A 22,715-nucleotide genomic window follows, 5' to 3' on the forward strand; every position below is an offset into this window, starting at 1 on the left:
TACGGAGTGCCAGCCACCCTCATTTTTGACTGTGCCACCGTCATCGCCAGCAGGCTGGCTCCCACAGGGATTCAGCGGCGGTCGGCTAAAGGGGGGTGGGTATGAAGTCAGTGGTGATCATCGGTGCCGGGCCGGCCGGGATTCGTGCGGCGCAGACGCTGGTAGCGCATGGTGTGCGCCCGATCCTGCTGGACGAAGCCGCACGCGGCGGCGGGCAGATTTATCGGCGTCAACCGGCCAACTTCAAACGCTCGGCTGTCAAGCTGTATGGCTTCGAAGCGCGCAAGGCGAACGCGTTGCATCAAACGATAGATGAGTTGCGCGAGCAGCTCGATTACCGTCCCGAGACCCTGGTGTGGAACGCCGAAGACGGTGCACTCGACACCTTGCACGAGGCCCGCGCCGCACGACTGGAATTCTCTCGGGTGATCGTCGCCACGGGCGCCACCGACCGGGTTTTGCCGGTGCCGGGCTGGACGTTGCCGGGTGTCTATAGCCTCGGCGCCGCGCAGATCGCCCTGAAATTCCAGGGCTGCGCCATCGGTGAACGGGTGGTGTTCGCTGGCAGCGGACCGTTGCTGTATCTGGTGGCGTATCAATACGCCAAGGCCGGCGCGACGGTAGTGGCGGTACTCGACAGTTCGCCATTCAGCGCTCAGGCCCGCGCCCTGCCCGGCCTGCTGTCGCAACCGGCCACATTGGCCAAAGGCATTTATTACCGCAGCTGGCTGACCGTTCACGGCATCCCGGTGCATCAGGGCGCAACCTTGAAACGCATCAACGGCGAACAGCGGGTGCAGTCGCTGAGCTGGTCCAACCCAAGCGGCGAGCATGCGCTGGACTGTGATGCAGTGGCCTTCGCCCACGGTCTGCGCAGCGAAACCCAACTCGCCGATCTGCTCGGCTGCGCCTTCGCCTGGAACCCGCTCAACCGCGCCTGGCTGCCGCAACGCGACAGCGCCGGTCGCAGCAGCGTCGCCGAGGTTTATCTGGCTGGTGACGGTGCCGGCATCATGGGCGCCGACGCGGCGGAAATGGCCGGCGAGCGGACCGCCCTCGCCTTGCTCGAAGACAACGATTACCCGATCGCGCCGCAGCGTGGCGTGCAACTGGAGCAGGCACTTGGACGGATCGATACCTTTCGCCATGGCCTGGAACGCGCTTTCGTATTCCCGGAAAACTGGGCGGCCGATACCGCTGACGACGTGATGATCTGCCGCTGCGAAGAAGTGCGCGCCGGGGACATCCGCGAAGTGGTGCGTGAAGGCCATTGGGAAATCAATCGGGTCAAGGCCCATTGCCGGGTCGGCATGGGCCGTTGCCAGGGTCGAATGTGTGGTGCCGCGGCCGCGGAAATCATCGCCTGCGAAAGTCATCGGGCGGTGTCCGACATCGGTCGACTGCGAGCGCAGGCGCCGATCAAACCGTTGCCGTTTGGTCTGGAGATCGAGCCATGATCGAAGTCGATGCAGTGATCATTGGTGGCGGCATTGTCGGTGCTTCCGCCGCGCTGTTTCTGAGCCAGGCGGGTCGTCGCGTGGCGCTGCTGGAGCGGGACTTTTGCGGCTCGCATTCCAGCGGCGTGAACTATGGCGGTGTACGCCGTCAGGGTCGGCCGCTGTCGCAACTGCCGCTATCGCAACAGGCCCACGAGATCTGGGGCCGGTTGCCGCAGTTGATCGGCATCGACGGCGAATATCAACGCAGCGGCCACTTGAAACTGGCACGCAGCCTCGACGATCTGCGCGCGTTGCAGGACTACGCCGCCAGCAGCCAGGGCTTTGGCCTCGATTTGCAGGTGCTGGATCGCAGTGAATTACGCGCGCGTTTTCCGTGGGTCGGCGAGGTGGCGGTCGGCGCCTCGTTTTGTCCGGATGACGGTCACGCCAACCCGCGCCTGGTATCGCCAGCGTTTGCCCGTGCAGCACGGCGCCATGGCGCGCAGATCCATGAACAATGCGCGGTGAGCGCGGTGGAGCACGACGGCCAGCGCTTTCGCATCAGCGCTCAAAACGGTCTCGAACTGCGGGCACCCTGGGTGTTGAACTGCGCCGGCGCGTGGGCGGGAAAAATGGCCGAGCAATTCGGTGAAGCCGTGCCGATGCACGCCGGGCACCCGGCGATGCTGGTCACTGAGCCGTTGCCGTGGGTGATGAACGCCAGCACCGGAGTCGAGGGCGGTGGTATCTATGCGCGCCAGGTCGCGCGCGGCAATTGTGTATTGGGCGGCGGTCAGGGGTTTGCCCTCGACGACGCCCGCGCCCGCCCCGGTCAACACGCGGTGATCGAGATCCTGCGCCAGGCCGTCGAGCTCTACCCGTTTCTTGAAGGCGCTCAGGCGATTCGGACCTGGAGCGGCACCGAAGGTTACTTGCCTGATCGCCAGCCGGTGATCGGTCACAGTGGCACTCAACCCGGTCTGTTGCACGCGTTCGGCTTTGCCGGCGCAGGTTTTCAGATCGGCCCTGCGGTGGGCCAGGCGCTCACCGAGATCATCTGCAGCGGCGCCTCAACCACGTCGCTGGATGCGTTTTCCATCACCCGGTTTCACTCCATCTCCGTTGCTTGATAGAGGAAGGTCGCGCCAATGAATAACGTCAAACGCACTGCACTGCTCGGATTTTCGTGCCTGAGCGCCCTGCTCACAGTCGCCCAGGCCCAGGCCGAGCCGACGCTTTACCTCGGCATGAACGGCGGGACCATGGAGCGGCTTTACGCCGACAAGGTGTTGCCGGTTTTCGAAAAGGCCAACAACGTCAAAGTGGTAATCGTGCCCGGCACCTCGGCCGATATCCTGGCCAAGGTCCAGGCCAGCAAAGGCAACCCGCAGATGCACGTGATGTTCCTCGACGACGGCATCATGTACCGCGCCATCGCCATGGGCCTGTGCGACAAACTCGAAGACAGCCCAACCCTGGCGCAGATTCCGGCCAAGGGCCGCATCAAGGACCAGGCCGTGGCGGTCAGCCTCGGCGTCACGGGACTGGCGTACAACACGCGACTGTTCAAGGAAAAAGGCTGGGCCGCACCGACCTCGTGGATGGACATGGCCGACCCGCGCTTCAAGGACAAACTGGTGTTCCAGTCGATGGCCTCTTCGACCTTCGGCCTGCACGGTTTCCTGATGTTCAACCGGATTCAGGGTGGCAGCGAAACCGACGTCGAACCGGGTTTCAAGGCCTGGCCGAACACCATCGGGCGCAACGTGCTGGAATACATTCCGAGCTCGGCGAAGATTTCCGAAATGCTCCAGACCGACGAAGCGGCGCTGTTCCCGCTGACACCGACTCAGGTGACGGCCCTGAAACTCAAAGGCATGCCGGTCGAGTACGCGCAACCGAAAGAAGGCGCGGTGGTACTCAACGTCGCTGAGTGCGCCATCGCCAACAACACCCAACCGGAACTGGCGCAGAAACTCGCCGCGTTTCTGCTGACTCCCGATGCGCAAGCCGCCGCCCTTGAAGACGGCGATCAGATCCCGTCCAACCCGAACACCCCGACCACCGACAAGACTCGCGGCCAGGTCGAGGCGATGAAGCAGTACCTGCAAACGGCGATTGCGATCGACTGGGATCAGGTCAACGAACAGCGCCCGGCGTGGAATGCGCGGTGGAATCGCAGTATCGAGCGGTAGTTCTCCGATAGCGTAAACGCAACAAATCCCTGTGGGAGCGAGACCGGCTTGCCGGCGATAGCGCAGTGTCAGTCAGTAATGTTGTGGCTGACCCACCGCCATCGCCGGCAAGCCGGTCTCGCTCCCACAGGTTTCGCGTCAAACCCCACATCCTGCAACGCTCGTTTTGCGTCCCGCACTTGTCTACACAACTGGCAGCAAAATTCCGGTATTGGTTACACTACGCCGCCGCAGCTCGGGGAGCCTGCCTGACGATAACGGGGTGATGCCAGTGGCCGTTCGACCGCCTGACCGTTCGCGATTCACACCACGCTGGCCCGCGCTGCGCCGCCTCTTCGGCAAGGTATCGACCGCCTTCGCCAGTCATTCCGCGACGGGACGCGCAGTCCACGACTACTTTCGCCACAAGGCCCATTCCCAGGGTTACACACTCAGCCACAGCCAACAGCGCGTGATCGACTGCATGGCGCAGCACGCCACGACGCTGCTTGGCCCGTCGACGAAACCATTGCCGGGTCTTTACCTGCATGGCGCCGTCGGTCGGGGCAAGAGCTGGTTGCTCGACGGTTTTTTCCAGGCGCTACCCATCGAGGCAAAACAGCGCCTGCACTTTCATGAGTTTTTCGCCCGACTGCACCAGGGCATGTTCAGTCATCGCGACCACCCTGATGCACTGGCGACAACCCTGGACGAGCTGCTGAGCGATTGCCGGGTGCTGTGCTTCGACGAGTTTCATGTCCATGACATCGGCGATGCAATGCTCATTACGCGGCTGTTCAAGGCGCTGTTCCGCCGCGGCATCCTGCTGCTGGTCACGTCGAATTACCCGCCCGAAGGCTTGCTGCCCAACCCGCTCTATCATGCGCGCTTCAAACCGGTGATCGACCTGATCAACGCCCGCATGCAAGTGATGGAAGTCGGCGGCCCTCACGATTACCGCAGCCAGGCGAGAACCCACGCCCAGCAGCTGTTTACCCAGGGCCACTACGTATGGCCGGCCACCGTGGCGCAGCGTCAGGCATTGAACCTGCCCGAGCCCGACGCGCCAACCATCGCGCTGCCCGTCGGCACCCGGCATCTTCCAGCCCGCTACTGCGAAGGACGAACCATCGGTTTCACCTTCGCCGACCTGTGCGACCACCCCACCGCTGTCATGGATTACCTGGAACTGTGCCGGCGATTCGATCACTGGATCATCGACAAACTACCCCTCCTCGCCGACTGCTCAATCGCCGCACAACAGCGCTTCATCAATCTGGTGGACGTTTTGTACGATCAGGACAAGCACCTGATCCTGCTGGGCCAGCGGTCGTTGCGAGAAAACCTGGGCGGCGATGCCATTGATCTGGCGCGCACCCGTAGTCGGTTGGGGCAGTTGGTGGAAGTCAGGGAGTCGGCCTGAATCCAGTATTTGCGGCGCAGCAGCCACCGTCATCGCGAGCAGGCTTGCTCCCACAGTAGACCGGTGTTCCAGTGTGGGAGCGAGCCTGCTCGCGAAGGCGGCCTGACAGTCACCTCGTTTTTACCGCTATCATGTCGCCCTTTTTCAGGCCCCCGCGCCCTACCCTCGATCTATAGCGAATCTGTTCATGGATACCCTTGCGCAACTGCGCGCCGGCCTGCTGGCTGGCTCCACTCGCCTGGACCTGGCCGCCGGCCTGACGGAGTTCCCCCGGGAAATCCTCGACCTCGCGGACTCGCTCGAGGTGCTCAACCTCAGCGGCAACGCCTTGAGCAGGCTGCCGGACGACTTTCATCGCCTGACCCGTTTGCGTGTGTTGTTCTGCGACCGCAACCATTTCAGCGAACTGCCCGCCTGCCTTGGCCAGTGCGCCGCCCTGACCATGCTCGGGTTCAAGTCCAACCGCATCGAAACCGTTCCGGGCGCTGCACTGCCACCGCTGTTGCGCTGGCTGATCCTGACCGACAACCGCATCAGCGAACTGCCCACCGAACTGGGTGAGCGCCCGCACCTGCAAAAACTGATGCTGGCCGGTAACCGTCTGCAGCGCTTGCCCGAGAGCCTGAGCAATTGCCATCGCCTAGAGCTGACCCGCATCGCCGCCAACCAGTTGACCGAATTGCCGGAATGGCTATTGACCCTGCCAAGCCTGACCTGGCTGGCCTACGCCGGTAATCCGCTGGAAACAGAGGCGGATGCGGCCGCGCTCGAGGCCACGCCGACGATTCCCTGGTCGCAGCTCAGTCTGGAACAACAATTGGGCGAAGGCGCTTCCGGGGTCATTCATCAGGCGTTGTGGAAGCAGACAACGCCGGTCGCGGTCAAACTCTACAAGGGCGAAATGACCAGCGATGGCTCGCCGCTGCACGAAATGAACGCCTGCATGACCGCCGGGCTTCACCCTAACCTGATCCGGGTCGAAGGACGGATCATCGAGCACCCGCAGGCGCAGGCCGGGCTGGTCATGGAGCTGATCGAGCCGAGTTATCGCAACCTCGCCGGGTTGCCGAGCCTGGCGTCCTGCAGCCGCGATGTCTACGCCAGCGACACCCGGTTCAGCGCCGGCGTGGCCTTGCGGATCGCTGGTGGCATCGCGTCAGTGGCCGAGCATCTGCACCGTCAGGGCATCACCCACGGCGACCTCTATGGCCACAACATTATGTGGAACGAACACGGTGATTGCCTGTTGGGGGACTTTGGCGCAGCGTCTTTTCATTCGACGGAAGACAGCCTTGAAAGCCGTGCATTGCAACGGATCGAGGTGCGTGCGTTTGGCGTTCTATTGGGGGAATTGCTGGAGCGGATCGACGCGGGGTTGAGCGATGAGATGCGTGTACATCTTGAGGATTTGCAGCAGCGTTGCTGTCAGCCGGATGTACTGGCGCGACCGGGGTTCAGCGAGATTGTGCGGGAGTTGGCCAGGTTCAACTGAAGGCATGAAGGCAATACAAAACCTGTGGCGAGGGAGCTTGCTCCCGCTCGGTTGCGCAGCAGCCGCTGCTTTGGGGACGGCTTCGCCGTCCAGCGGGAGCAAGCTCCCTCGCCACAAGCAAGCTCCCTCGCCACAAAATCTCAAACGATTCGGCTTAACCCGCCAACCCGACAAACATGTCCTGCACATCATCATGGTTATCGAGGCCTTCCAGGAAGGCTTCAACCTCAGCCATCTGCTCATCGCTCAAGCCGCTGACCGGGTTCTTCGGCTTGTAACCCAGCTTCGCCGACAACACGGTGAAACCCTGCTCAGGCAAGGCTTTCTGCACCGAATCCAGGTCGCTCGCTTCGGTGATGAACAAGGTCGCGCCGTCTTCGCCAGGCTCGAAATCCTGTGCACCGGCTTCAATGGCAGCCATTTCCGGATCGGCATCCGGGCTGTCCGGGGACGCCTCGATCATGCCCACATGGTCGAAATCCCAGGCCACGGAACCGGACGCACCCAATTGCCCCTTACGGAACGCGACGCGGATTTCCGCGACGGTGCGATTGATATTGTCAGTCACGCACTCAACGATCAGCGGCACCTGATGCGGCGCGAACCCTTCATAGGTCACGCGATGGTATTGCACGGTTTCGCCGAGCTGGCCGGAGCCTTTCTTGATCGCACGTTCCAGGGTTTCGCGGGGCATCGAAGCCTTTTTCGCCTGTTCAACCACCAGGCGCAAGTGTGCGTTGGTGGCGGTATCGGCACCGTTGCGCGCAGCGATGGTGATTTCTTTCACCAGTTTGCCGAAGATCTTGCCCTTGGCGTTAGACGCCGCTTCTTTGTGTTTAACCTTCCACTGTGCGCCCATTACTCACTCTCTTATCTGTGGCGCCGAGACATCTATTGGCCGACGCTTTGTGCAAGTTTATACGGCCTAAAGTTGGCAATCGACCAAAAAATCCATCCTGTCGAATCGACATCTTCACCGCGAGTTGTAGGGCGATTCTGAAACATCGCTTTGCGGTGACCACAATGAGTCATGTTTCCGTACCCTCTGCGCCCGTATTCCCTGGCAGAAGCGCGCTCGATGCACAACGACAAGGAAAGTCCCTTCATCCTGACCCTGCTGAACGGCAATTTGAGTTTGCAGGTGCTGCAGTTCACTGGCCTTGAAGCCCTCAACCAGCCTTACCGATTCGACATCGAAGTGATCGGCCTGGCGCCGGCCATGAGCCTCGATTGCCTGCTGCAACAACCGGTGTTCCTCAGCCTGACCGAGGGCCGGGGCATTCACGGCATCATCCACTGCGCCACCCGCGAACATCGCGACCTGCACCGGGTCGGCTACAGGCTGGCGCTGGTGCCCAGGTTGCAAAACCTCGACCGACAGCGTTCACGCCGGGTGTTTCATCAACTCGATGTGCCTGCCATCCTGCGCCAATTGCTCGAAGAAAACGGGCTGCCAGAAGACAGCTACCGCTTTGAGCTGCCGAACGGACGCTATCCCGCCAGGCCGTTGTGCATTCAGTTTGATGAGACGGACCTGGCCTTCCTGCAACGACTCTGCGAAGAAGAAGGCATTCACTATCACTTCGAACATCAGCGCGACGGCCATGTGCTGGTGCTGGCGGACGACAGCCTGAGTTTCCCTCAGGAACCGCTGCTCCTGCCGTTTCACGGCGACGCGTCTCCTGCCGTAAACGTGCCGGTGATCAGTGAACTGTTCCAGCGCCACACCTCGCCCCCACTCACCGCGCACCCTGCCCCACAACCGCTCGAGCGCGACCAGCTCAGCCGTCGAACACTGGAACGCCTGCGCTGCCGGCATGGGCAGATGCAGGGTCAAAGCAACCAGAGCGCATTGCGCAGCGGACGAATCGTACAAGTGTCGGAACATCCGCTGCCGAACTTCAACGATCAATGGCTGGTGATCGAAATCCGGCATCAGGGTCGGCAGCCGTCGATTCTTGAGCGCAACGCAACCGACGGGGTCCGGCGTTACAGCAATCAGTTCACCGCCATTCCATGGTCAACGGTATTCCGGCCCTCGCTCACACAGGCCAGGCCCAACATTCCCGGTTTTCAGACAGCGCGGGTGCTGGGCCCTGTCGGCCAGCCAGCGGAACTGGATGATCAAGGCCGGATAAAGGTCAGGTTATGGCCAACCCCGCAGACCGAGGAGGATGAGTCCAGCGGGTTCTGGCTGCCCGTGGTCGTCGTTGCGCCCGATGGCCGGATCGATCCGTCCAGGCTGCCGGTCGCCGGAACCGACGTGCTCATCAGTTTTCTCGACAGTGATCCGGACCGCCCCGTGTTGTACGCCACCGCGAGCAGCCCGCCAGCGCCTGGCCCCGTCCCGCAACCCAAGGGCGATGACCGCCTGCTGTTTGACTGGCTGGTGAACCGCAAAACCTGATCAGCCCTTGTCTGCCTTGCCGGCCGCCGCCGCGAATTTCGCCAGGCGCACATCCAGATGCCGTGGCCGGCGCCCGTGATCCTCGGCGCGCTCCTTGCGGCGGATGGCGTTGCGCACCATCAGCGAGCCCAGGTAGCGAATCGGTTCCGGGGGAAAGAAGCCCAAAGGGCCGTTGACTAGCGGCGAACGGGTCCAGGCGTTGTCCAGCCCCTGGACCATCGAAGCGAGAATCTGCCCGCCCATATGGCACGGTCCGACCCCGCTGCCGGAATAACCGAACCCGTAAAACACATTGCCGTGGGCACTCATCTGGCCGAAGAACGGCAGCCCCGTGACAGAGCGATCCGAAGGGCCGTTCCAGGTGGCCTCGACCTTGACCTCGGCAAACGCCGGAAAGAATTCACTCAGGCTGTGCTTCAACAAACCGGCATAGGGCGACGGCTGATCGAACACCGGCAGCATTCGCCCACCGTAGGCGAACGTGTTGCCACCCTTGCCGAGCATGATCCGGCCGTCTGGGGTGTTGTGGTAGTAATGCACAAAAATTCGCGAATCGAGCACCGTGACGCCGCTGGTCAAACCGATTTCGTTGAGCAGATCCGGGCGTGGTTCGGTGATCAGCATGTCGCTGGAGACAATCGCCACGCTGCGTTCGAACTGCGGGAATGCGCGGGCCATCCACGCGTTCATCGCCAGTACGACCCGGTCCGCGTGGACAGTGCCGTTCGGGGTTTGAATGCCCGCCGGCTTGCCCTCCTCCAGTCCGGTCATCGCGGTGTTTTCATGAATCCTCACACCCGACTGCAACGCAACCCGGCGCAAACCGCGCACGAGTTTGCCTGGCTGCACGCTCGCGGCGGCCGGTGAGAACCAGCCTTCCAGGTGTTTGCGAGAGCCGGCCATGCGCTGCACATCCGCGACCGGCCGCTGAGTGAAAGAGTTGATACCGTTGCGCTCGAGCGCTGCGATCACCGCGTCGGTCGAACCGCATTGCGCGCGATTGGTCGCGGTGTAGAGCGTGCCGTCGAGGCGGTAATCGGCGTCCACGCCGTACTGTTCGCAGAAGGTGCCGATCGCGTAAATGCTGCGCTCGGATTCCTTGACCAGACGCACCGCCTCTTCGACGCCGAACAACCTTTCCAGGGTGAAATACTTGGCCGACCACGACAGCGCACAACCGCCGTTGCGGCCACTGGCGCCGGCACCGCAGATGTCGGCCTCGATCAGCAACACGTCCAGTTCAGGGTTCTGCTCCTTGAGCATGATCGCGGTCCACAACCCGGTGTAGCCACCGCCGACGATGCACACATCGGCGCGGGTGTCGCCTACCAAGGGTTCGCACGGCGCGCACGACTCGGCCGCCAGCGCGTGTTCCAGCCAGAAAGGTCTCATCGCTATTTCCTCAGGTACGCAGGGGTTTGACACTCATCGGCCGGTTAGGCACGAACGCACTTTTGGCCTGCAGGCCAGCCGGGCGGCTGTTCCAGTAAGGGATCAGCACCAGCGCGGAGAACAACGCGCAGCCGGCGAAGATGATGAACACGGTGACCGAGTCGAAGTAGCCCGGCAGCAAGCCGCCGAGAATCGCCCCGACGGAGCCGCAACCGTTGACGAAGCCTGCCGACGTTGCGCCGGCCTTGGCGGTGCCGAAATCGATGGCCGCCGCGCCGCTGATCATCGAGTCCGGCCCGTATAAGGTCAGGCCCATGACGAACAACAACGCCACCACCAACATCACGCTGCCGGTGTGCAAGGCGCCCATGAACAACGCCAGGGAAATGGTCAGCGCGAGCAAACTGATAACGCAGGCCGGCATGCGCCGGGCACCGAACAGTTTGTCCGAGGCCAGCCCGAGCAGGATCGGCCCAAGCAGCCCGGCCAGTTCGAACGCTGTCGGGATGATCGCCGCACCGACTTTACCCACCGTCGGCATCTGCTCGAAAACGATCACCGGCCCCCACAGCAGAATCGCGTAGCGCGCCGGTTTCAGCAGGAAATACGCGAGCCCGAGAATCAGCACCGTGCGGTTGCGCAGGATTTCCTTCAGCGGTTCCAGCACGCTGATCTTGCTTTGAGCGTACGCCTCCTCGGCGGTCAGCTCGGGCTCAGGCTCCACCGCCGGCAAGCCGACGTCTTCCGGTTTGTTGCGTTGAAAAATAAAAAACAGCACGGCGACCAGCCCAACCACCGCCGCACTGGAAATGAACGCCGCGTGCCAGCTGCCGATGAGCGTGTACGCCCACCAACCGGCAAACGGCGAAGCCACGAGCCCGCCAAAGGCGTAGCAGGAACTCCATAAACCGAGCACCCGCCCGCGCTGTTCGGCGGGGAAGAAACTGCCGATGTTCTTGCACAACCCCGACCATCCGGTGGACTGAGCCAGGCCTTGAATCAGCATGCAGGTGGCGAAAATCGGTAACGTGGCGAAGCTGCCCATCACCAGCGCTGCGGCAGCGGAAATCAGCAGGCCGCCGAGCACCACGACCCGCGGACCAAAGCGGTCGGCCAGGATGCCCCAGGTGAATTGGCCGATGGCGTAAGCGGCGAGGTAGATGGCGTCGAGGTTGGCCATGGCCATTTTGTCGAGGGTGAACGTGGGGTCTTCGGCGATCCCCAGTTTGGCCACGGAAAACGCTTTGCGGGTGAAGTAGAAAGCGGCGTAGGCGAGCCAGGTGATCGCGAAGATCTGCACGCGCCAACGCTTGATGGTGCCGATGTGCTTGTTCATTGTGGTTCTGACCTCAGGGTGTGAGTGTGCCGGCAGAAATTGAGAAATAACGCCTGTGTTTTTATTGTTGAGCACTGCGATATCGCTGCGTCCCTGAGGCGATACCGGTCAGATGAGTCCTGCAAATGCACGCGCAGGCTCATGGTCACGGAGGCTGTTCGACTGACCAGTCACCGCGACTGAGGCCGATAAAAACAATTACTGATTAATAAGTGAAATCGATTTATCGTATTTCCAATATAAGCTCAGCTTGTTACTGGAGGTTTCGATGTCGGTTTCCCACGCCCAGCTCAAAGCCTTCCACGCCGTGGCCGTTCACGGAAGCTTCACCAAAGCCGCCGAGCGGCTTTTTCTCACCCAACCGGCGATTTCCGACCAGGTGCGCAAACTCGAAGAACGCTTTGGCGTGTTGCTGTTCCACCGCAACAAACGTTCGGTGCGCCTGACCGATCTGGGTGAACGCTTGCTCGGCATCACCCAGCGGCTGTTTGTCATCGAGGCCGAGGCGCAGGAGTTGTTGCAGGACTCCCAGGCGTTGCAGACCGGCAGCCTGATTCTGGCGGTGGATGCGCCGGTGCATGTGCTGCCGCAGATTGCGCGGTTCTGCGAGCGTTACCCCGGCATCAGCGTGAAAATCGAAACCGGCAACACCGATGAATCGCTGTTTCGGCTGTTCAACTATCAGGCTGACCTGGCGTTGCTTGGGCGTGAAGTCAGCGATGAACGATTGATCTCGCTGCCGCTGCGTAACGACCCGATGGTCGCGTTTGTTTCGCGCAATCATCCGTGGGCCGACCGCGAGTCGATCTGCCTGGCGGACCTCGACGACACGCCGCTGGTGTTGCGGGAAATCGGCTCGGTGACGCGTCAGACACTGGAAGAGGAAATGGCCAGCGCCGGTTTCCGGATTCGCCCGGCGATTCAGGTTGAAGGTCGGGAAGCGGCGCGTGAGGCGGTGGTCGTGGGGATCGGGGTGGGCGTGGTCTCGGCCGCGGAATTTGGCGCGGATTCGCGGGTGTGTGCGTTGCCGATTACCGATTGCACACGGCGGCTGACGGAGACGCTGGTGTGCTTGCGCGAGCAGAGTTCGCGGCGGGTGGTGGCGACGTTTCTGGAGATGGTGCGCGAGAGTCTGGTGTAGGCAGGTCTGGCCCCTTCGCGGGCAAGCCTTGCTCCTACAGGTTGCACGCGTCCTTGTAGGAGCGAGGCTTGCCCGCGAAGGCCGCGCCTCGGTCTATTAGACTGGCGCCAACTCAATAAACGCCTGTATCAAACGCAAATCTCTACGCCGCTCCATACACCCGATCATGTGCCGGTTTACCAACCCCTCACCAATAATCGGCACCGCCGCCACCCGAGGGTCATGGCTGACTTCCACCGATGACACCCCCCCCCCCCCCAACTCCGCCGCGACGGCCTCGGTCACGGCCTCGCGACTGTCCAGCTCCAGCAACACCCGCGGGTTCACCTTCGCCTGAACACACGCCTCATCAAACGTACGCCGGGTAATCGAACTCGGTTCGCGCAACACCATGATCACCTGATCCAGCTCCTTGAGCGGCACGCCCTTCGAACGGTGCGCCCAAGGATGACTATCCGGCACCAGCGCACAAATCCGCGACTCGCTCAGTGCCTGCAAATGCAAGCCCTTTCGCGGCTCGACCTCGGTCAGCACCGCCACGTCGGCATGCTCCGACAACAGCGCCGCCAGGGTTTCCTGGGCATTGCCCAGGCGCAGGTTCACGGTGATCCCCGGATACCGCGCCCGCAAACTGGCCAGCATCGGCATGACCATGTGCGGCCCGTCCGCCGCCACTTCCAGGCGGCCAGTGAGCAACTGCCGATTGGCCTCGAGCATCACTTGCGCCTCTTCAGCCAGACCAAACATCGCCCGTGTGATCGCTGCGAGTTTGGTGCCCTCCTCCGTCAGCTCCACCCGTCGCGCCGTTCGCCGCAGCAAGGTGATCTGGTAGTGCTCCTCCAACGCCTTGATATGCCCGGTGACCGCCGGCTGGCTGATGAACAGCCGCGCGGCGGCACGGGTGAAGCTGCCTTCGCGGGCCACCGCATCGAAGGCGCGGAGCTGGAACAGGTTCATGAATAACCCTCACTGATGGTTGGCATAACAACAAACAATTTGATTGATAGCACGGCAAATTGCAATTTAAGCCCCGTAGCTTCATCCCATCGATTACGAGGACACGAGAATGAGTACTGCCGAACCCATCCTGCTCACCCCCGGCCCGTTGACTACTTCGGCCCGCACCCGTCAGGCGATGATGGTCGACTGGGGTTCATGGGATGACCGCTTCAATCAACTGACCGCCAGCCTCTGCGAACAATTGCTGGCGATCATCAACGGCGGCGACAGCCACCATTGCGTGCCCTTGCAAGGCAGCGGCACCTTCGCGGTCGAAGCGGCAATTGGCACGCTGGTGCCTCGCGACGGCAAAGTCCTGGTGCTGATAAACGGCGCCTACGGCAAACGCCTGGCGAAAATCTGCGAAGTGCTCGGCCGCGCCTTCAGCACGTTTGAAACCGCCGAAGACGAACCGACCACCGCTGCCGACGTCGACCGTCTGCTGCGAGCCGATACCAGCATCACTCACGTCGCGCTGATTCACTGCGAAACCAGCACCGGCATCCTCAACCCGCTGCCGGAAATCGCCCAGGTCATTGCGCAACACGGCAAACGCCTGATCATCGACGCCATGAGTTCTTTCGGCGCGCTGCCGGTGGATGCGCAACAGGTGCCGTTCGACGCGCTGATCGCCGCCTCGGGCAAATGCCTGGAAGGCGTACCGGGGATGGGTTTCGTCTTCGCTCGCAAAGAAGCACTGGCGAACGCCGCGGGTAACTCGCACTCCCTGGCGATGGACCTTTTCGACCAGCACACCTACATGGCCAAGACCGGTCAGTGGCGCTTCACCCCGCCGACCCACGTGGTCGCGGCACTGCACGAAGCCCTGCTGCAATACAACGAAGAAGGTGGCTTGCCGGCTCGGCATCAGCGCTACGCCGACAACTGCAAAGTGCTGCTCGATGACATGGCCAAACTCGGCTTGCGCAGCTTCCTGCCCGCCGCCATTCAGGCACCGATCATCGTCACTTTCCACGCGCCGAAAGACCCGCGCTACCAGTTCAAGGAATTCTACGAACGCGTCAAGGCCAAGGGTTTCATCCTCTACCCCGGCAAATTGACCCAGGTCGAAACCTTCCGCGTCGGCTGCATCGGCCACGTCAACCAGGCCGAGATGCACGCGGCCGTGGCGGCGGTGGCTGAAGTGCTGCGCGAGATGGAAGTGCTCGAAATCTGAACCACACCGCCTACCCCTGTGGGAGCGGGCTTGCCCGCGATAGCGGTCTGACATTCAACATAGATGTCGACTGACACGGCCTCATCGCGGGCAAGCCCGCTCCCACAGGTACATCGAACTCCCGAATATTTCGTTCTCACAGGAATTCATTTGCCATGAACTACACCAACCCAACCAAACTCCAGGCCGCCATCCTCGACTGGGCCGGCACCGTGGTCGACTTCGGCTCGTTCGCCCCCACGCAGATTTTTGTCGAGGCCTTCGCCGAATTCGACGTCCAGGTGTCCATCGAAGAAGCCCGTGGCCCCATGGGCATGGGCAAGTGGGACCACATCCGCACCCTGTGCGATCAGCCGGCAGTCGCCGAACGCTATCGCAAGGCATTCGGCCGCACGCCGACCGACGATGACGTCACCGCCATCTACCAACGCTTCATGCCGCTGCAGATCGAGAAAATCGCCGAGCACTCGGCACTGATTCCGGGCGCGCTGGATACCATTGCCAACCTGCGCCAACAAGGAATCAAGATCGGCTCGTGCTCCGGCTACCCGAAACAGGTCATGGACAAAGTGGTCGAACTGGCCGCCACCAACGGATACATCGCCGATCACGTGGTCGCCACCGACGAAGTGCCTAACGGTCGCCCATGGCCGGCTCAGGCGTTGGCCAACGTCATCGCCCTGGGCATCGACGATGTCGCCGCGTGTGTGAAGATCGACGACACCGTGCCGGGCATTCTCGAAGGCCGTCGCGCCGGTATGTGGACCGTTGCGCTGATCTGCTCGGGCAACGCGCTGGGCCTGGACTACGAAGGTTATCGCGCCCTCGGCAGTGATCAACTGGCCAGCGAACGCAAGCGCATCCACGCGCTGTTCGAAGGCTCGCGCCCGCACTACATGATCGACACCATCACCGATTTGCCGGAAGTGATCGCCGACATCAACAAGCGTCTGGCCAAAGGTGAGATGCCGCAAACCGACTGATCCCCCGCATCTCCTGTAGGAGCGAGGCTTGCCCGCGAAGGCGTTCTATCAGCCGACATCCATGTTGAATGTTCAGACGCCTTCGCGGGCAAGCCTCGCTCCTACAGAGGGGGCTCACCTGATTTAGAGCGTTGAACCTCCACTGGCTCCAGGCAAACCCGGCGAAACAGGATTACAGTTAGAGCACACCGTCGACCAAGAACGGTGGCTCGACCCGAACTGTGAGGAACGCCGAATGCCCTGGAAAAACTCCGATTCACGCTACAGCACCGTGTCGATCACACTGCACTGGTTGATGCTGGTCCTGCTGGCGCTGGTGTACGCCTGCATCGAATTTCGCGGGATCTTTCCAAAAGGCAGCGGCGGCCGAACGCTGATCACCGAATCGCACTTCATGCTGGGGTTGACGGTATTCGTGCTGGTCTGGCTCAGATTGTTCGCCCGCAGCCTCGGCCCGGCACCGCAGATCTTCCCCGCCTCCCCGCACTGGCAAACCACGCTCGCCAGGTTGATGCACTGGGCGTTGTACATTTTCATGATCGCGATGCCGATACTGGGTTGGCTGGTCACCAGCGCCAAGGGTCATCAGGTGATGTTCTATGGCTTTGACTTGCCGCTGCTGGTGTCAGAGGACAAGGCGCTGGCCAGGCAGATTGAAGGCTGGCACGTGCTCGGCGGCACCATTGGTTACTGGTTGATCGGGCTGCACGCCGTGGCGGGGATTTATCACCACTATGTGGTGGGTGATAACACCTTGTTGCGGATGATGCCCAAGCGCGGCTGAATCCCGGCGCCGGATCCAAACAATGACCACCTGTGGCGAGGGAGCTTGCTCCCGCTGGACTGCGTAGCAGTCCTAAAACCTTTGCGTGCAGTGTGTCAGATTCGACGCGATTGCCGAAATCAGGGCTGCTTCGCAGCCCAGCGGGAGCAAGCTCCCTCGCTACAAGAGTGCGATGTGCTCTTCAGGTCTGTGGATTGAATCCGCGGCGGCCCTGCAAGCCGCCGGTGTGGATGAAAATCAGGCGCGTGCCCTTTGCAAATCTGCCCGCTTCGACGTGCTGCTTGAGCGCCAGCAGCGCTTTGCCGGTATACAGCGGTTCGAGGGGAATGCCGCTGGCCTGTTCGGTCTGCGCGATGAAATCCAGTAACAGCGGATCGACTTTGGCGAAACCGCCGCGACTGGCGTCAAACAGTTCATAGACCGGATCGTGCAAGCCTGCTTCCTGCACGATCGATTCGACCTGCTGCGCCACACCATGGTCGTCGGGCACTGCCAGCGCGCCGTAAACCGGATGCTCCCCCGCTTCGGCCAGTACCAGGCCGGCCAGCGTGGTGCCGGTTCCGCAGGCCAGCCACCAACCGTCGTAGCCGTTCCAGCCCAGACCGTTCAGTTGCTCGCGAACCCCTGTTTTCAACTGCATGCAGCCCTTTGCGCCCGGCAATCCTCCGCCGCCTTCAGGCACTGGAAGCAGATCGGGGTATTGCTCCCGCCAGGATTCCCAAAAACCAGATTCATGCCGCGCGCGATAACCGCCATAACCCAGCCAGTGCAACTGCATGCCGAATGCTTGCAAGTCTTTAATCGTAGGGGTTTCTTGCGGATGACCGCGCAGCAAACCCACCGTGTTGAACCCGAAGCGTTTGCCAGCAGCCGCCAGTGCATGCAGATGATTGGAGTGAGCTCCGCCCAGGCTGATAATGCCTTTGGCACCGGCGAGGTCGGCTGCTTTGAGGTGTTCGATGAGCTTGAACCACTTGTTGCCGCTGATCAGCGGGTCGACTCGGTCGAGGCGCAGGATGGCGACTTCGATGCCTGATCGGGTTAGCCAATCAAGTTGCAGAAGTTCGAGTGGGGCTTGGGGTAGCCAGTCACTGGGAGGGAGAAGCATCGATGCCGGCTCTGGGTAAAGAGCCGGCATCTTAACAGCCAATTTGTGGCGAGGGAGCTTGCTCCCGCTGGAGGCCGAAGGCCTCCTTTTATCAGCAATGGTGTTGCGTCAGGTTAATCACCATCGCTGATCTGCGGCTGCTGCGCAACCGAGCGGGAGCAAGCTCCCTCGCCACAGGGATTGCGGTGATTACAACTGCGCAGCCAACCGCGAGCCCTGATTGATCGCCCGCTTCGCATCCAGCTCCGCCGCCACATCCGCGCCGCCAATCAAATGCACGTTCTGCCCGGCTGCGACCAGCCCGTCCTGCAACTCACGCAGCGGATCCTGCCCGGCGCAGATCACGATGTTGTCCACCGCCAGCACTTGCGGCTCGCCGGTTTCACCGATGCGGATGTGCAAGCCTTCGTCATCGATCTTCAGGTATTCGACGCTGTTGAGCATCTGCACTTGCTTGTTCTTCAGGCCGGTACGGTGAATCCAGCCAGTGGTTTTGCCCAGGCCGTCGCCGACCTTGGTTTTCTTGCGTTGCAGCAGGAACACTTCACGGGCCGGTGCATGCAGTTCGGCCTTGACGCCGGCCACACCGCCGCGTGCTTCCAGATGGGTGTCGATGCCCCATTCTTTCCAGAAGGCTTCGCGGTCGAGGCTGGTGGCTACGCCTTGATGCACCAGGAACTCCGACACGTCAAAACCGATACCGCCCGCGCCGATGACCGCGACACGTTTGCCCACCGGTTTGCGCTCAAGGATGACGTCCAGGTAGCTCAGCACCTTGGCGTTCTCGACGCCCGGAATCGCCGGCGTGCGAGGCGCAATGCCCGTAGCGAGGATGATTTCGTCGTAACCGCCTTCCACCAGTTTCGCCACGTCGACGCGGGTGTTCAGGCAGACCTCGACGTTGGTGGTTTGCAGTTTGCGGTTGAAGTAGCGCAGGGTTTCAAAGAACTCTTCCTTGCCCGGCACGCGCTTGGCGATGTTGAACTGGCCGCCGATTTCGCTGGCCGAATCGAACAACGTCACCTGATGTCCACGTTCGGCAGCCACGGTTGCAGCAGACAGACCCGCAGGGCCGGCACCGACCACAGCGATCTTCTTGAGCTGCTGCACCGGCAGGTAATTGAGTTCTGTCTCATGGCAGGCCCGCGGGTTCACCAGGCACGTGGTCAACTTGCCGCCAAACGTGTGATCGAGGCACGCCTGGTTGCAACCGATGCAGGTGTTGATTTCATCGGCACGACCAGCGGCGGCCTTGTTGACGAAGTCCGGGTCGGCGAGGAACGGCCGCGCCATGGAAACCATGTCGGCATCGCCCTCGGCCAGAATCTGCTCGGCGACTTCCGGGGTGTTGATGCGGTTGGTGGTGATCAGCGGAATGCTCACCGAACCACGCAACTTGGCGGTGACTTTGCTGAACGCCCCGCGCGGCACTTTGGTGGCAATGGTCGGAATCCGTGCTTCGTGCCAGCCGATACCGGTGTTGATGATCGTCGCACCGGCCTGCTCAATGGCCTTGGCCAGCGTCACGATTTCTTCCCAGGTGCTGCCGCCCTCTACCAGGTCGAGCATCGACAGGCGGAAGATAATGATGAAATTCGGGCCAACGGCTTCGCGCACACGACGGACGATTTCCACCGGCAGGCGCATGCGGTTTTCGTAACTGCCGCCCCAGCGGTCAGTGCGATGGTTGGTGTGGGCCGCGAGGAACTGGTTAATGAAATAACCTTCGGAGCCCATGATCTCGACGCCGTCGTACTCGGCTTTTTGCGCCAGGGCCGAGCAGGTCACGAAATCGCTGATCTGCTTCTCGATGCCTTCCTCGTCCAGCTCCTTGGGCTTGAACGGGTTGATCGGCGCCTGAATGGCGCTCGGCGCAACCTGTTTCGGGCTGTAGGCATAACGACCGGCGTGAAGAATCTGCATGCAGATCTTGCCGCCCGCTTCGTGCACCGCGCGGGTCACGATCTGGTGTTTGAGCGCTTCTTCTTCAGTGGTCAGCTTGGCCGCGCCGGAATACACGCCGCCTTCGTCGTTCGGGCCGATACCGCCCGTGACCATCAGGCCAACGCCACCACGGGCACGTTCGGCGAAGTAGGCGGCCATGCGCTCGAAACCGCCGGGTTTCTCCTCGAGACCGGTGTGCATCGACCCCATCAGGGTACGGTTGCGCAGCGTGGTAAAACCCAGGTCCAGCGGGGCCAACAGGTGCGGGTAATGAGCGGCGGTCATCGGTAACTCCACAACGAGCGATCACGGAAAAAGTGTGGGCGCTCTTTGGCGCCCCTCTGTCATGTGCACAGACTATGAGCACTCCCCCGGCCGCTCAATGACCGTAACTGACAACTTAATGATCTAAATGTGCAGCAGCCCTTGGCAAGCGCTGACATGGGCCCTACCCTAGTCATCGAACCCTGCACACGGCCGTTGACTGTTTTCCCATGCGCAAACTTCTGTACCTGACCTTCTCCATGGCATTGATTGCCGCCCTGACGACCTACGCCATGTGGGCCGCGGACCGTCCGGTGGGTCATTACCTGTCGGACCTGCGGATCGATCTCGCCATCGATCAGGGCACGCCTGCCGATCGCGGCAACCTGCTGGGCATCCAGCCGGAACTGTTTCCCACCGACTACCAAAGCGCCGAGCGCCTGCACCGCAAACTCGCGGCCTATCTGCAGAAAGCCCAGGAACAGGGCCTGTTGAATGAAAAAACCATCGTCGTGCTGCCCGAACATGTCGGCACCTGGTTGATGGTCAGTGGCGAAAAGGACGAGCTGTACCAGGCCAACACCATCAAGGAAGCCATGAACTGGCTGGCGGTGAGCAATCCCTTGAAGTTCGTCCGCGCCCTGATCAGCGCCAAGGGCGACAACCGCCTGGACGATGCGCACCTGCGCATGAAAGCCAAAGGCATGGCCAAGGAGTACCAGGCACTGTTCGGTGGTCTGGCGAAAGAATTTCACGTGACACTGGTGGCGGGCTCCATCGTGTTGCCCGAGCCGAGCATCATCGACGGCAGCCTGAAAATCGGCCGCGGCGCGCTGTACAACAGCAGCGTGGTGTTCGGTCGCGATGGTCTGCCGATTGGCCAGCCACAGCGCCAGATGCATCCGATTTTCGCCGAGCACGATGTGATCAAGGCCAATGGCGAACACACGCTCAACGTCGTCGACACCCCGGCCGGGCGCCTTGGTGTGCTGATTGGCAGCGACAGTTGGTACCCGGATAACTACCGCAAACTCGACGATCAGGGCGCAAAGCTGGTTGCGGTCCCGGCGTTCGTCAGCGGTCGCGGTACCTGGGACAAGCCATGGCGCGGTTACAAAGGTTTGTCGACGCCCGGCTCCGTCAGTCTCAAAGCCGGCGAGCTCAGCGAAGGCCAGGCCTGGCATCGCCTGACACTGACCGCTCAACCACCCAGCAGCCAGGCCATTGCCGGCATGAGTGTGTTCCTGCGCGGGCAGTTCTGGGACCAGGGCAGCGCCGGGCAAAGCTTTCTCAGCAGCAACGGGCAGCATTTCGCCGGTGGCAATGTCCGTGGCGCGCGACTGCTGAACCTCTGGTTGTAAGCCATGAAACCGTTGCCGGTGCGTCTGGGCGATTTGTCGGTAGGCTTTGTTCATAGCCTGGCCGACGCTGTGCGCAGCCACGGCCTGGACCCTCAGCCCCTCCTCGATCAATATGGCCTCGACCCGGCTCGCCTCAGCGAAGCCTGCGCCCGACTCTCGATCCCGCGCTACATGCGCCTGGGCCATGGCGCGATTCAACTGACCAACAACCCGGCGCTGGGTTTGCGCATGGGCCAGCTCAGCCGCCTGAGCCAGGCCGGTCTGGCCGGGGTCACCGCCGCGCAGGCGCCAACGGTACGGGAAGCGGCGCGCTGCCTGATTCGCTTCGAAGCCTTGTACGGTTCCAACTATCGCGGCCAATCGAGCTTTCATGAAGACGCCCAAGGCGCCTGGCTGCGGTTCTATTCCATCAGCCCTTACAACGCCTACAACCGCTTCGTGGTGGATTCGATCCTTGCCGGATGGTTGCAGCAATTGTCCAGCGTCAGCCCTGTTCCCTTGAGCGCCGAGCGCATCGAAATCGAGTTCGATGAACCGGATTACCGAGATGCGTATGCGGTATTGGGTGATTGCCCAATCCAGTTCGGCGCCGAACAGAACCAGCTGCGTCTGAGCCTGGCCAGCCTCGCCCAGCGCAACCCGCTGCACTGCCCCAGTACCTGGCGGCACCTGCTGCAACTGTGTGAACGGGAACTTGAACAACTGACACGCACCCGCAGCCTGCGTGAACGCATCACTCAGTTACTGGGGCCGTTGCTCAATGGTGGCCGGGAACCCGACCTGGAAGAAGTGGCGGCACGCCTGAAGCTGCCTACCTGGACCTTGCGCCGCAAACTCGCCGAGGAAGGCACGCAGTTTCGTGCAATTCTCAACGACACCCGTCGCGACCTGGCCATGACCTACATTCGCGATACCGAACTGGCGTTCGGTGAAATCGCCTACCTGCTGGGCTTTGCCTCAGCCGAAGCGTTTCAACGCGCTTTCAAACGCTGGAGCGGTCAGACACCCGGCGAATTTCGCCGCAGTCACCGCCAAACAGCCTGACGCTTACAACTCGGTAGCGTCTTCCGCCGGTTCCAGCGGGTCCAGTTCAAACGCCTGAAACTCGAGCAGCTCTTCTTGATAATCGTCCATTGTGAATCTCCCACAGCTCATTGAAAAAACGCTTGAATAAATGACCAGCGCCTTGAGCATAAAGTGCCCGCATGAAAGAAAAATGACGCAGGCACGACGCTTCGTCGCTACTGAATAAAACGTAGCAGGCGGTCAGGAATTTATCACAGGATTTTTT

General features: G+C 61.7%; 19 protein-coding genes. 12 read left to right on the top strand and 7 right to left on the bottom strand.

Going from position 1 to position 22,715, the window contains the following annotated elements:
• Positions 1-101 precede the first annotated feature (101 nt).
• From KJF94_RS16410 to KJF94_RS16430, 5 genes are all read left to right on the top strand, one after another.
• Entirely contained in the window at positions 102-1,457 is a 1,356-nt protein-coding gene (locus tag KJF94_RS16410; RefSeq protein ID WP_214377350.1) for an FAD/NAD(P)-dependent oxidoreductase, read from the top strand.
• Positions 1,454-2,569, top strand: coding sequence for an NAD(P)/FAD-dependent oxidoreductase (locus KJF94_RS16415; RefSeq protein ID WP_214377351.1), 1,116 nt, complete (start codon positions 1,454-1,456; stop codon positions 2,567-2,569). Before KJF94_RS16410 ends, KJF94_RS16415 begins: the two co-directional genes overlap by 4 nt.
• Positions 2,570-2,587: 18 nt before the next feature.
• Entirely contained in the window at positions 2,588-3,634 is a 1,047-nt protein-coding gene (locus KJF94_RS16420; protein WP_214377352.1) for an ABC transporter substrate-binding protein, read from the top strand.
• 271 nt (positions 3,635-3,905) lie between these two features.
• The gene (gene zapE / locus KJF94_RS16425) at positions 3,906-5,036 is read left to right on the top strand and encodes a cell division protein ZapE (RefSeq protein ID WP_214377353.1); all 1,131 of its coding nucleotides are present in this window, start codon (positions 3,906-3,908) and stop codon (positions 5,034-5,036) included.
• 187 nt (positions 5,037-5,223) lie between these two features.
• The gene (locus tag KJF94_RS16430) at positions 5,224-6,528 is read left to right on the top strand and encodes a protein kinase (RefSeq protein ID WP_214377354.1); all 1,305 of its coding nucleotides are present in this window, start codon (positions 5,224-5,226) and stop codon (positions 6,526-6,528) included.
• 154 nt (positions 6,529-6,682) lie between these two features.
• On the opposite strand, the gene KJF94_RS16435 is transcribed toward KJF94_RS16430, so the two are convergent.
• Positions 6,683-7,387, bottom strand: coding sequence for a YebC/PmpR family DNA-binding transcriptional regulator (locus KJF94_RS16435; protein WP_214377355.1), 705 nt, complete (start codon positions 7,385-7,387; stop codon positions 6,683-6,685).
• Positions 7,388-7,606: 219 nt separating this feature from the next.
• Between KJF94_RS16435 and KJF94_RS16440 the strand changes: the two genes are divergently transcribed.
• Complete coding sequence (locus KJF94_RS16440) at positions 7,607-8,935, top strand: type VI secretion system Vgr family protein (RefSeq protein WP_214384886.1); 1,329 nt, start codon at positions 7,607-7,609, stop codon at positions 8,933-8,935.
• Here the strand turns inward: KJF94_RS16440 and KJF94_RS16445 are convergent, their stop codons facing one another.
• Positions 8,936-10,333: an FAD-dependent oxidoreductase gene (locus KJF94_RS16445; RefSeq protein ID WP_214384887.1), complete on the bottom strand. Its 1,398-nt coding sequence runs from the start codon at positions 10,331-10,333 to the stop codon at positions 8,936-8,938. It lies immediately after the preceding gene.
• 4 nt (positions 10,334-10,337) lie between these two features.
• Complete coding sequence (locus KJF94_RS16450; protein ID WP_214377356.1) at positions 10,338-11,663, bottom strand: MFS transporter; 1,326 nt, start codon at positions 11,661-11,663, stop codon at positions 10,338-10,340.
• 268 nt (positions 11,664-11,931) lie between these two features.
• Between KJF94_RS16450 and KJF94_RS16455 the strand changes: the two genes are divergently transcribed.
• The gene (locus KJF94_RS16455) at positions 11,932-12,804 is read left to right on the top strand and encodes a LysR family transcriptional regulator (protein WP_214377357.1); all 873 of its coding nucleotides are present in this window, start codon (positions 11,932-11,934) and stop codon (positions 12,802-12,804) included.
• A 96-nt stretch (positions 12,805-12,900) separates the two neighbouring features.
• Here KJF94_RS16455 and KJF94_RS16460 read toward each other — a convergent pair whose 3' ends face one another.
• On the bottom strand, positions 12,901-13,761 hold the full coding sequence (locus tag KJF94_RS16460) for a LysR substrate-binding domain-containing protein (protein ID WP_214377358.1): 861 nt from the start codon (positions 13,759-13,761) through the stop codon (positions 12,901-12,903).
• A gap of 109 nt (positions 13,762-13,870) precedes the next feature.
• On the opposite strand from KJF94_RS16460, the gene KJF94_RS16465 reads away from it, so the two are divergent.
• From KJF94_RS16465 to KJF94_RS16475, 3 genes are all read left to right on the top strand, one after another.
• Positions 13,871-14,980 (top strand): 2-aminoethylphosphonate--pyruvate transaminase, encoded by a 1,110-nt coding sequence (locus tag KJF94_RS16465; RefSeq protein WP_214377359.1) that lies wholly within the window; start codon positions 13,871-13,873, stop codon positions 14,978-14,980.
• Between the two features lie 155 nt (positions 14,981-15,135).
• Positions 15,136-15,963 (top strand): phosphonoacetaldehyde hydrolase, encoded by an 828-nt coding sequence (phnX, locus tag KJF94_RS16470; RefSeq protein WP_214377360.1) that lies wholly within the window; start codon positions 15,136-15,138, stop codon positions 15,961-15,963.
• A gap of 235 nt (positions 15,964-16,198) precedes the next feature.
• The gene (locus KJF94_RS16475) at positions 16,199-16,747 is read left to right on the top strand and encodes a cytochrome b (protein ID WP_214377361.1); all 549 of its coding nucleotides are present in this window, start codon (positions 16,199-16,201) and stop codon (positions 16,745-16,747) included.
• Positions 16,748-16,928: 181 nt separating this feature from the next.
• Here the strand turns inward: KJF94_RS16475 and KJF94_RS16480 are convergent, their stop codons facing one another.
• Both KJF94_RS16480 and KJF94_RS16485 read right to left on the bottom strand, forming a co-directional pair.
• The gene (locus tag KJF94_RS16480; RefSeq protein ID WP_214377362.1) at positions 16,929-17,855 is read right to left on the bottom strand and encodes a 1-aminocyclopropane-1-carboxylate deaminase/D-cysteine desulfhydrase; all 927 of its coding nucleotides are present in this window, start codon (positions 17,853-17,855) and stop codon (positions 16,929-16,931) included.
• 189 nt (positions 17,856-18,044) lie between these two features.
• The gene (locus KJF94_RS16485) at positions 18,045-20,084 is read right to left on the bottom strand and encodes an oxidoreductase (protein ID WP_214377363.1); all 2,040 of its coding nucleotides are present in this window, start codon (positions 20,082-20,084) and stop codon (positions 18,045-18,047) included.
• A 209-nt stretch (positions 20,085-20,293) separates the two neighbouring features.
• Between KJF94_RS16485 and KJF94_RS16490 the strand changes: the two genes are divergently transcribed.
• The gene (locus KJF94_RS16490; protein WP_214377364.1) at positions 20,294-21,424 is read left to right on the top strand and encodes a nitrilase-related carbon-nitrogen hydrolase; all 1,131 of its coding nucleotides are present in this window, start codon (positions 20,294-20,296) and stop codon (positions 21,422-21,424) included.
• A gap of 3 nt (positions 21,425-21,427) precedes the next feature.
• Entirely contained in the window at positions 21,428-22,468 is a 1,041-nt protein-coding gene (locus KJF94_RS16495; protein ID WP_214377365.1) for an AraC family transcriptional regulator, read from the top strand.
• A 3-nt stretch (positions 22,469-22,471) separates the two neighbouring features.
• Here the strand turns inward: KJF94_RS16495 and KJF94_RS16500 are convergent, their stop codons facing one another.
• Positions 22,472-22,618, bottom strand: a complete 147-nt coding sequence (locus KJF94_RS16500; RefSeq protein WP_191623712.1) for a hypothetical protein — start codon at positions 22,616-22,618, stop codon at positions 22,472-22,474.
• Positions 22,619-22,715 lie beyond the last annotated feature (97 nt).

Origin of the sequence: Pseudomonas hormoni (assembly GCF_018502625.1) — a bacterium.
Lineage (GTDB): Bacteria > Pseudomonadota > Gammaproteobacteria > Pseudomonadales > Pseudomonadaceae > Aquipseudomonas > Aquipseudomonas hormoni.

Bases quoted from the DNA above. Each gene is read 5' to 3' on its own strand.
- KJF94_RS16410 (WP_214377350.1), top strand. From the start codon at position 102: ATGAAGTCAGTGGTGATCATCGGTGCCGGGCCGGCCGGGATTCGTGCG.
- KJF94_RS16415 (WP_214377351.1), top strand. From the start codon at position 1,454: ATGATCGAAGTCGATGCAGTGATCATTGGTGGCGGCATTGTCGGTGCT.
- KJF94_RS16420 (WP_214377352.1), top strand. From the start codon at position 2,588: ATGAATAACGTCAAACGCACTGCACTGCTCGGATTTTCGTGCCTGAGC.
- KJF94_RS16430 (WP_214377354.1), top strand. From the start codon at position 5,224: ATGGATACCCTTGCGCAACTGCGCGCCGGCCTGCTGGCTGGCTCCACT.
- KJF94_RS16435 (WP_214377355.1), bottom strand. From the start codon at position 7,387: ATGGGCGCACAGTGGAAGGTTAAACACAAAGAAGCGGCGTCTAACGCC.
- KJF94_RS16440 (WP_214384886.1), top strand. From the start codon at position 7,607: ATGCACAACGACAAGGAAAGTCCCTTCATCCTGACCCTGCTGAACGGC.
- KJF94_RS16450 (WP_214377356.1), bottom strand. From the start codon at position 11,663: ATGAACAAGCACATCGGCACCATCAAGCGTTGGCGCGTGCAGATCTTC.
- KJF94_RS16455 (WP_214377357.1), top strand. From the start codon at position 11,932: ATGTCGGTTTCCCACGCCCAGCTCAAAGCCTTCCACGCCGTGGCCGTT.
- KJF94_RS16460 (WP_214377358.1), bottom strand. From the start codon at position 13,761: ATGAACCTGTTCCAGCTCCGCGCCTTCGATGCGGTGGCCCGCGAAGGC.
- KJF94_RS16465 (WP_214377359.1), top strand. From the start codon at position 13,871: ATGAGTACTGCCGAACCCATCCTGCTCACCCCCGGCCCGTTGACTACT.
- phnX (WP_214377360.1), top strand. From the start codon at position 15,136: ATGAACTACACCAACCCAACCAAACTCCAGGCCGCCATCCTCGACTGG.
- KJF94_RS16475 (WP_214377361.1), top strand. From the start codon at position 16,199: ATGCCCTGGAAAAACTCCGATTCACGCTACAGCACCGTGTCGATCACA.
- KJF94_RS16480 (WP_214377362.1), bottom strand. From the start codon at position 17,855: ATGCTTCTCCCTCCCAGTGACTGGCTACCCCAAGCCCCACTCGAACTT.
- KJF94_RS16485 (WP_214377363.1), bottom strand. From the start codon at position 20,084: ATGACCGCCGCTCATTACCCGCACCTGTTGGCCCCGCTGGACCTGGGT.
- KJF94_RS16490 (WP_214377364.1), top strand. From the start codon at position 20,294: ATGCGCAAACTTCTGTACCTGACCTTCTCCATGGCATTGATTGCCGCC.
- KJF94_RS16495 (WP_214377365.1), top strand. From the start codon at position 21,428: ATGAAACCGTTGCCGGTGCGTCTGGGCGATTTGTCGGTAGGCTTTGTT.
- KJF94_RS16500 (WP_191623712.1), bottom strand. From the start codon at position 22,618: ATGCTCAAGGCGCTGGTCATTTATTCAAGCGTTTTTTCAATGAGCTGT.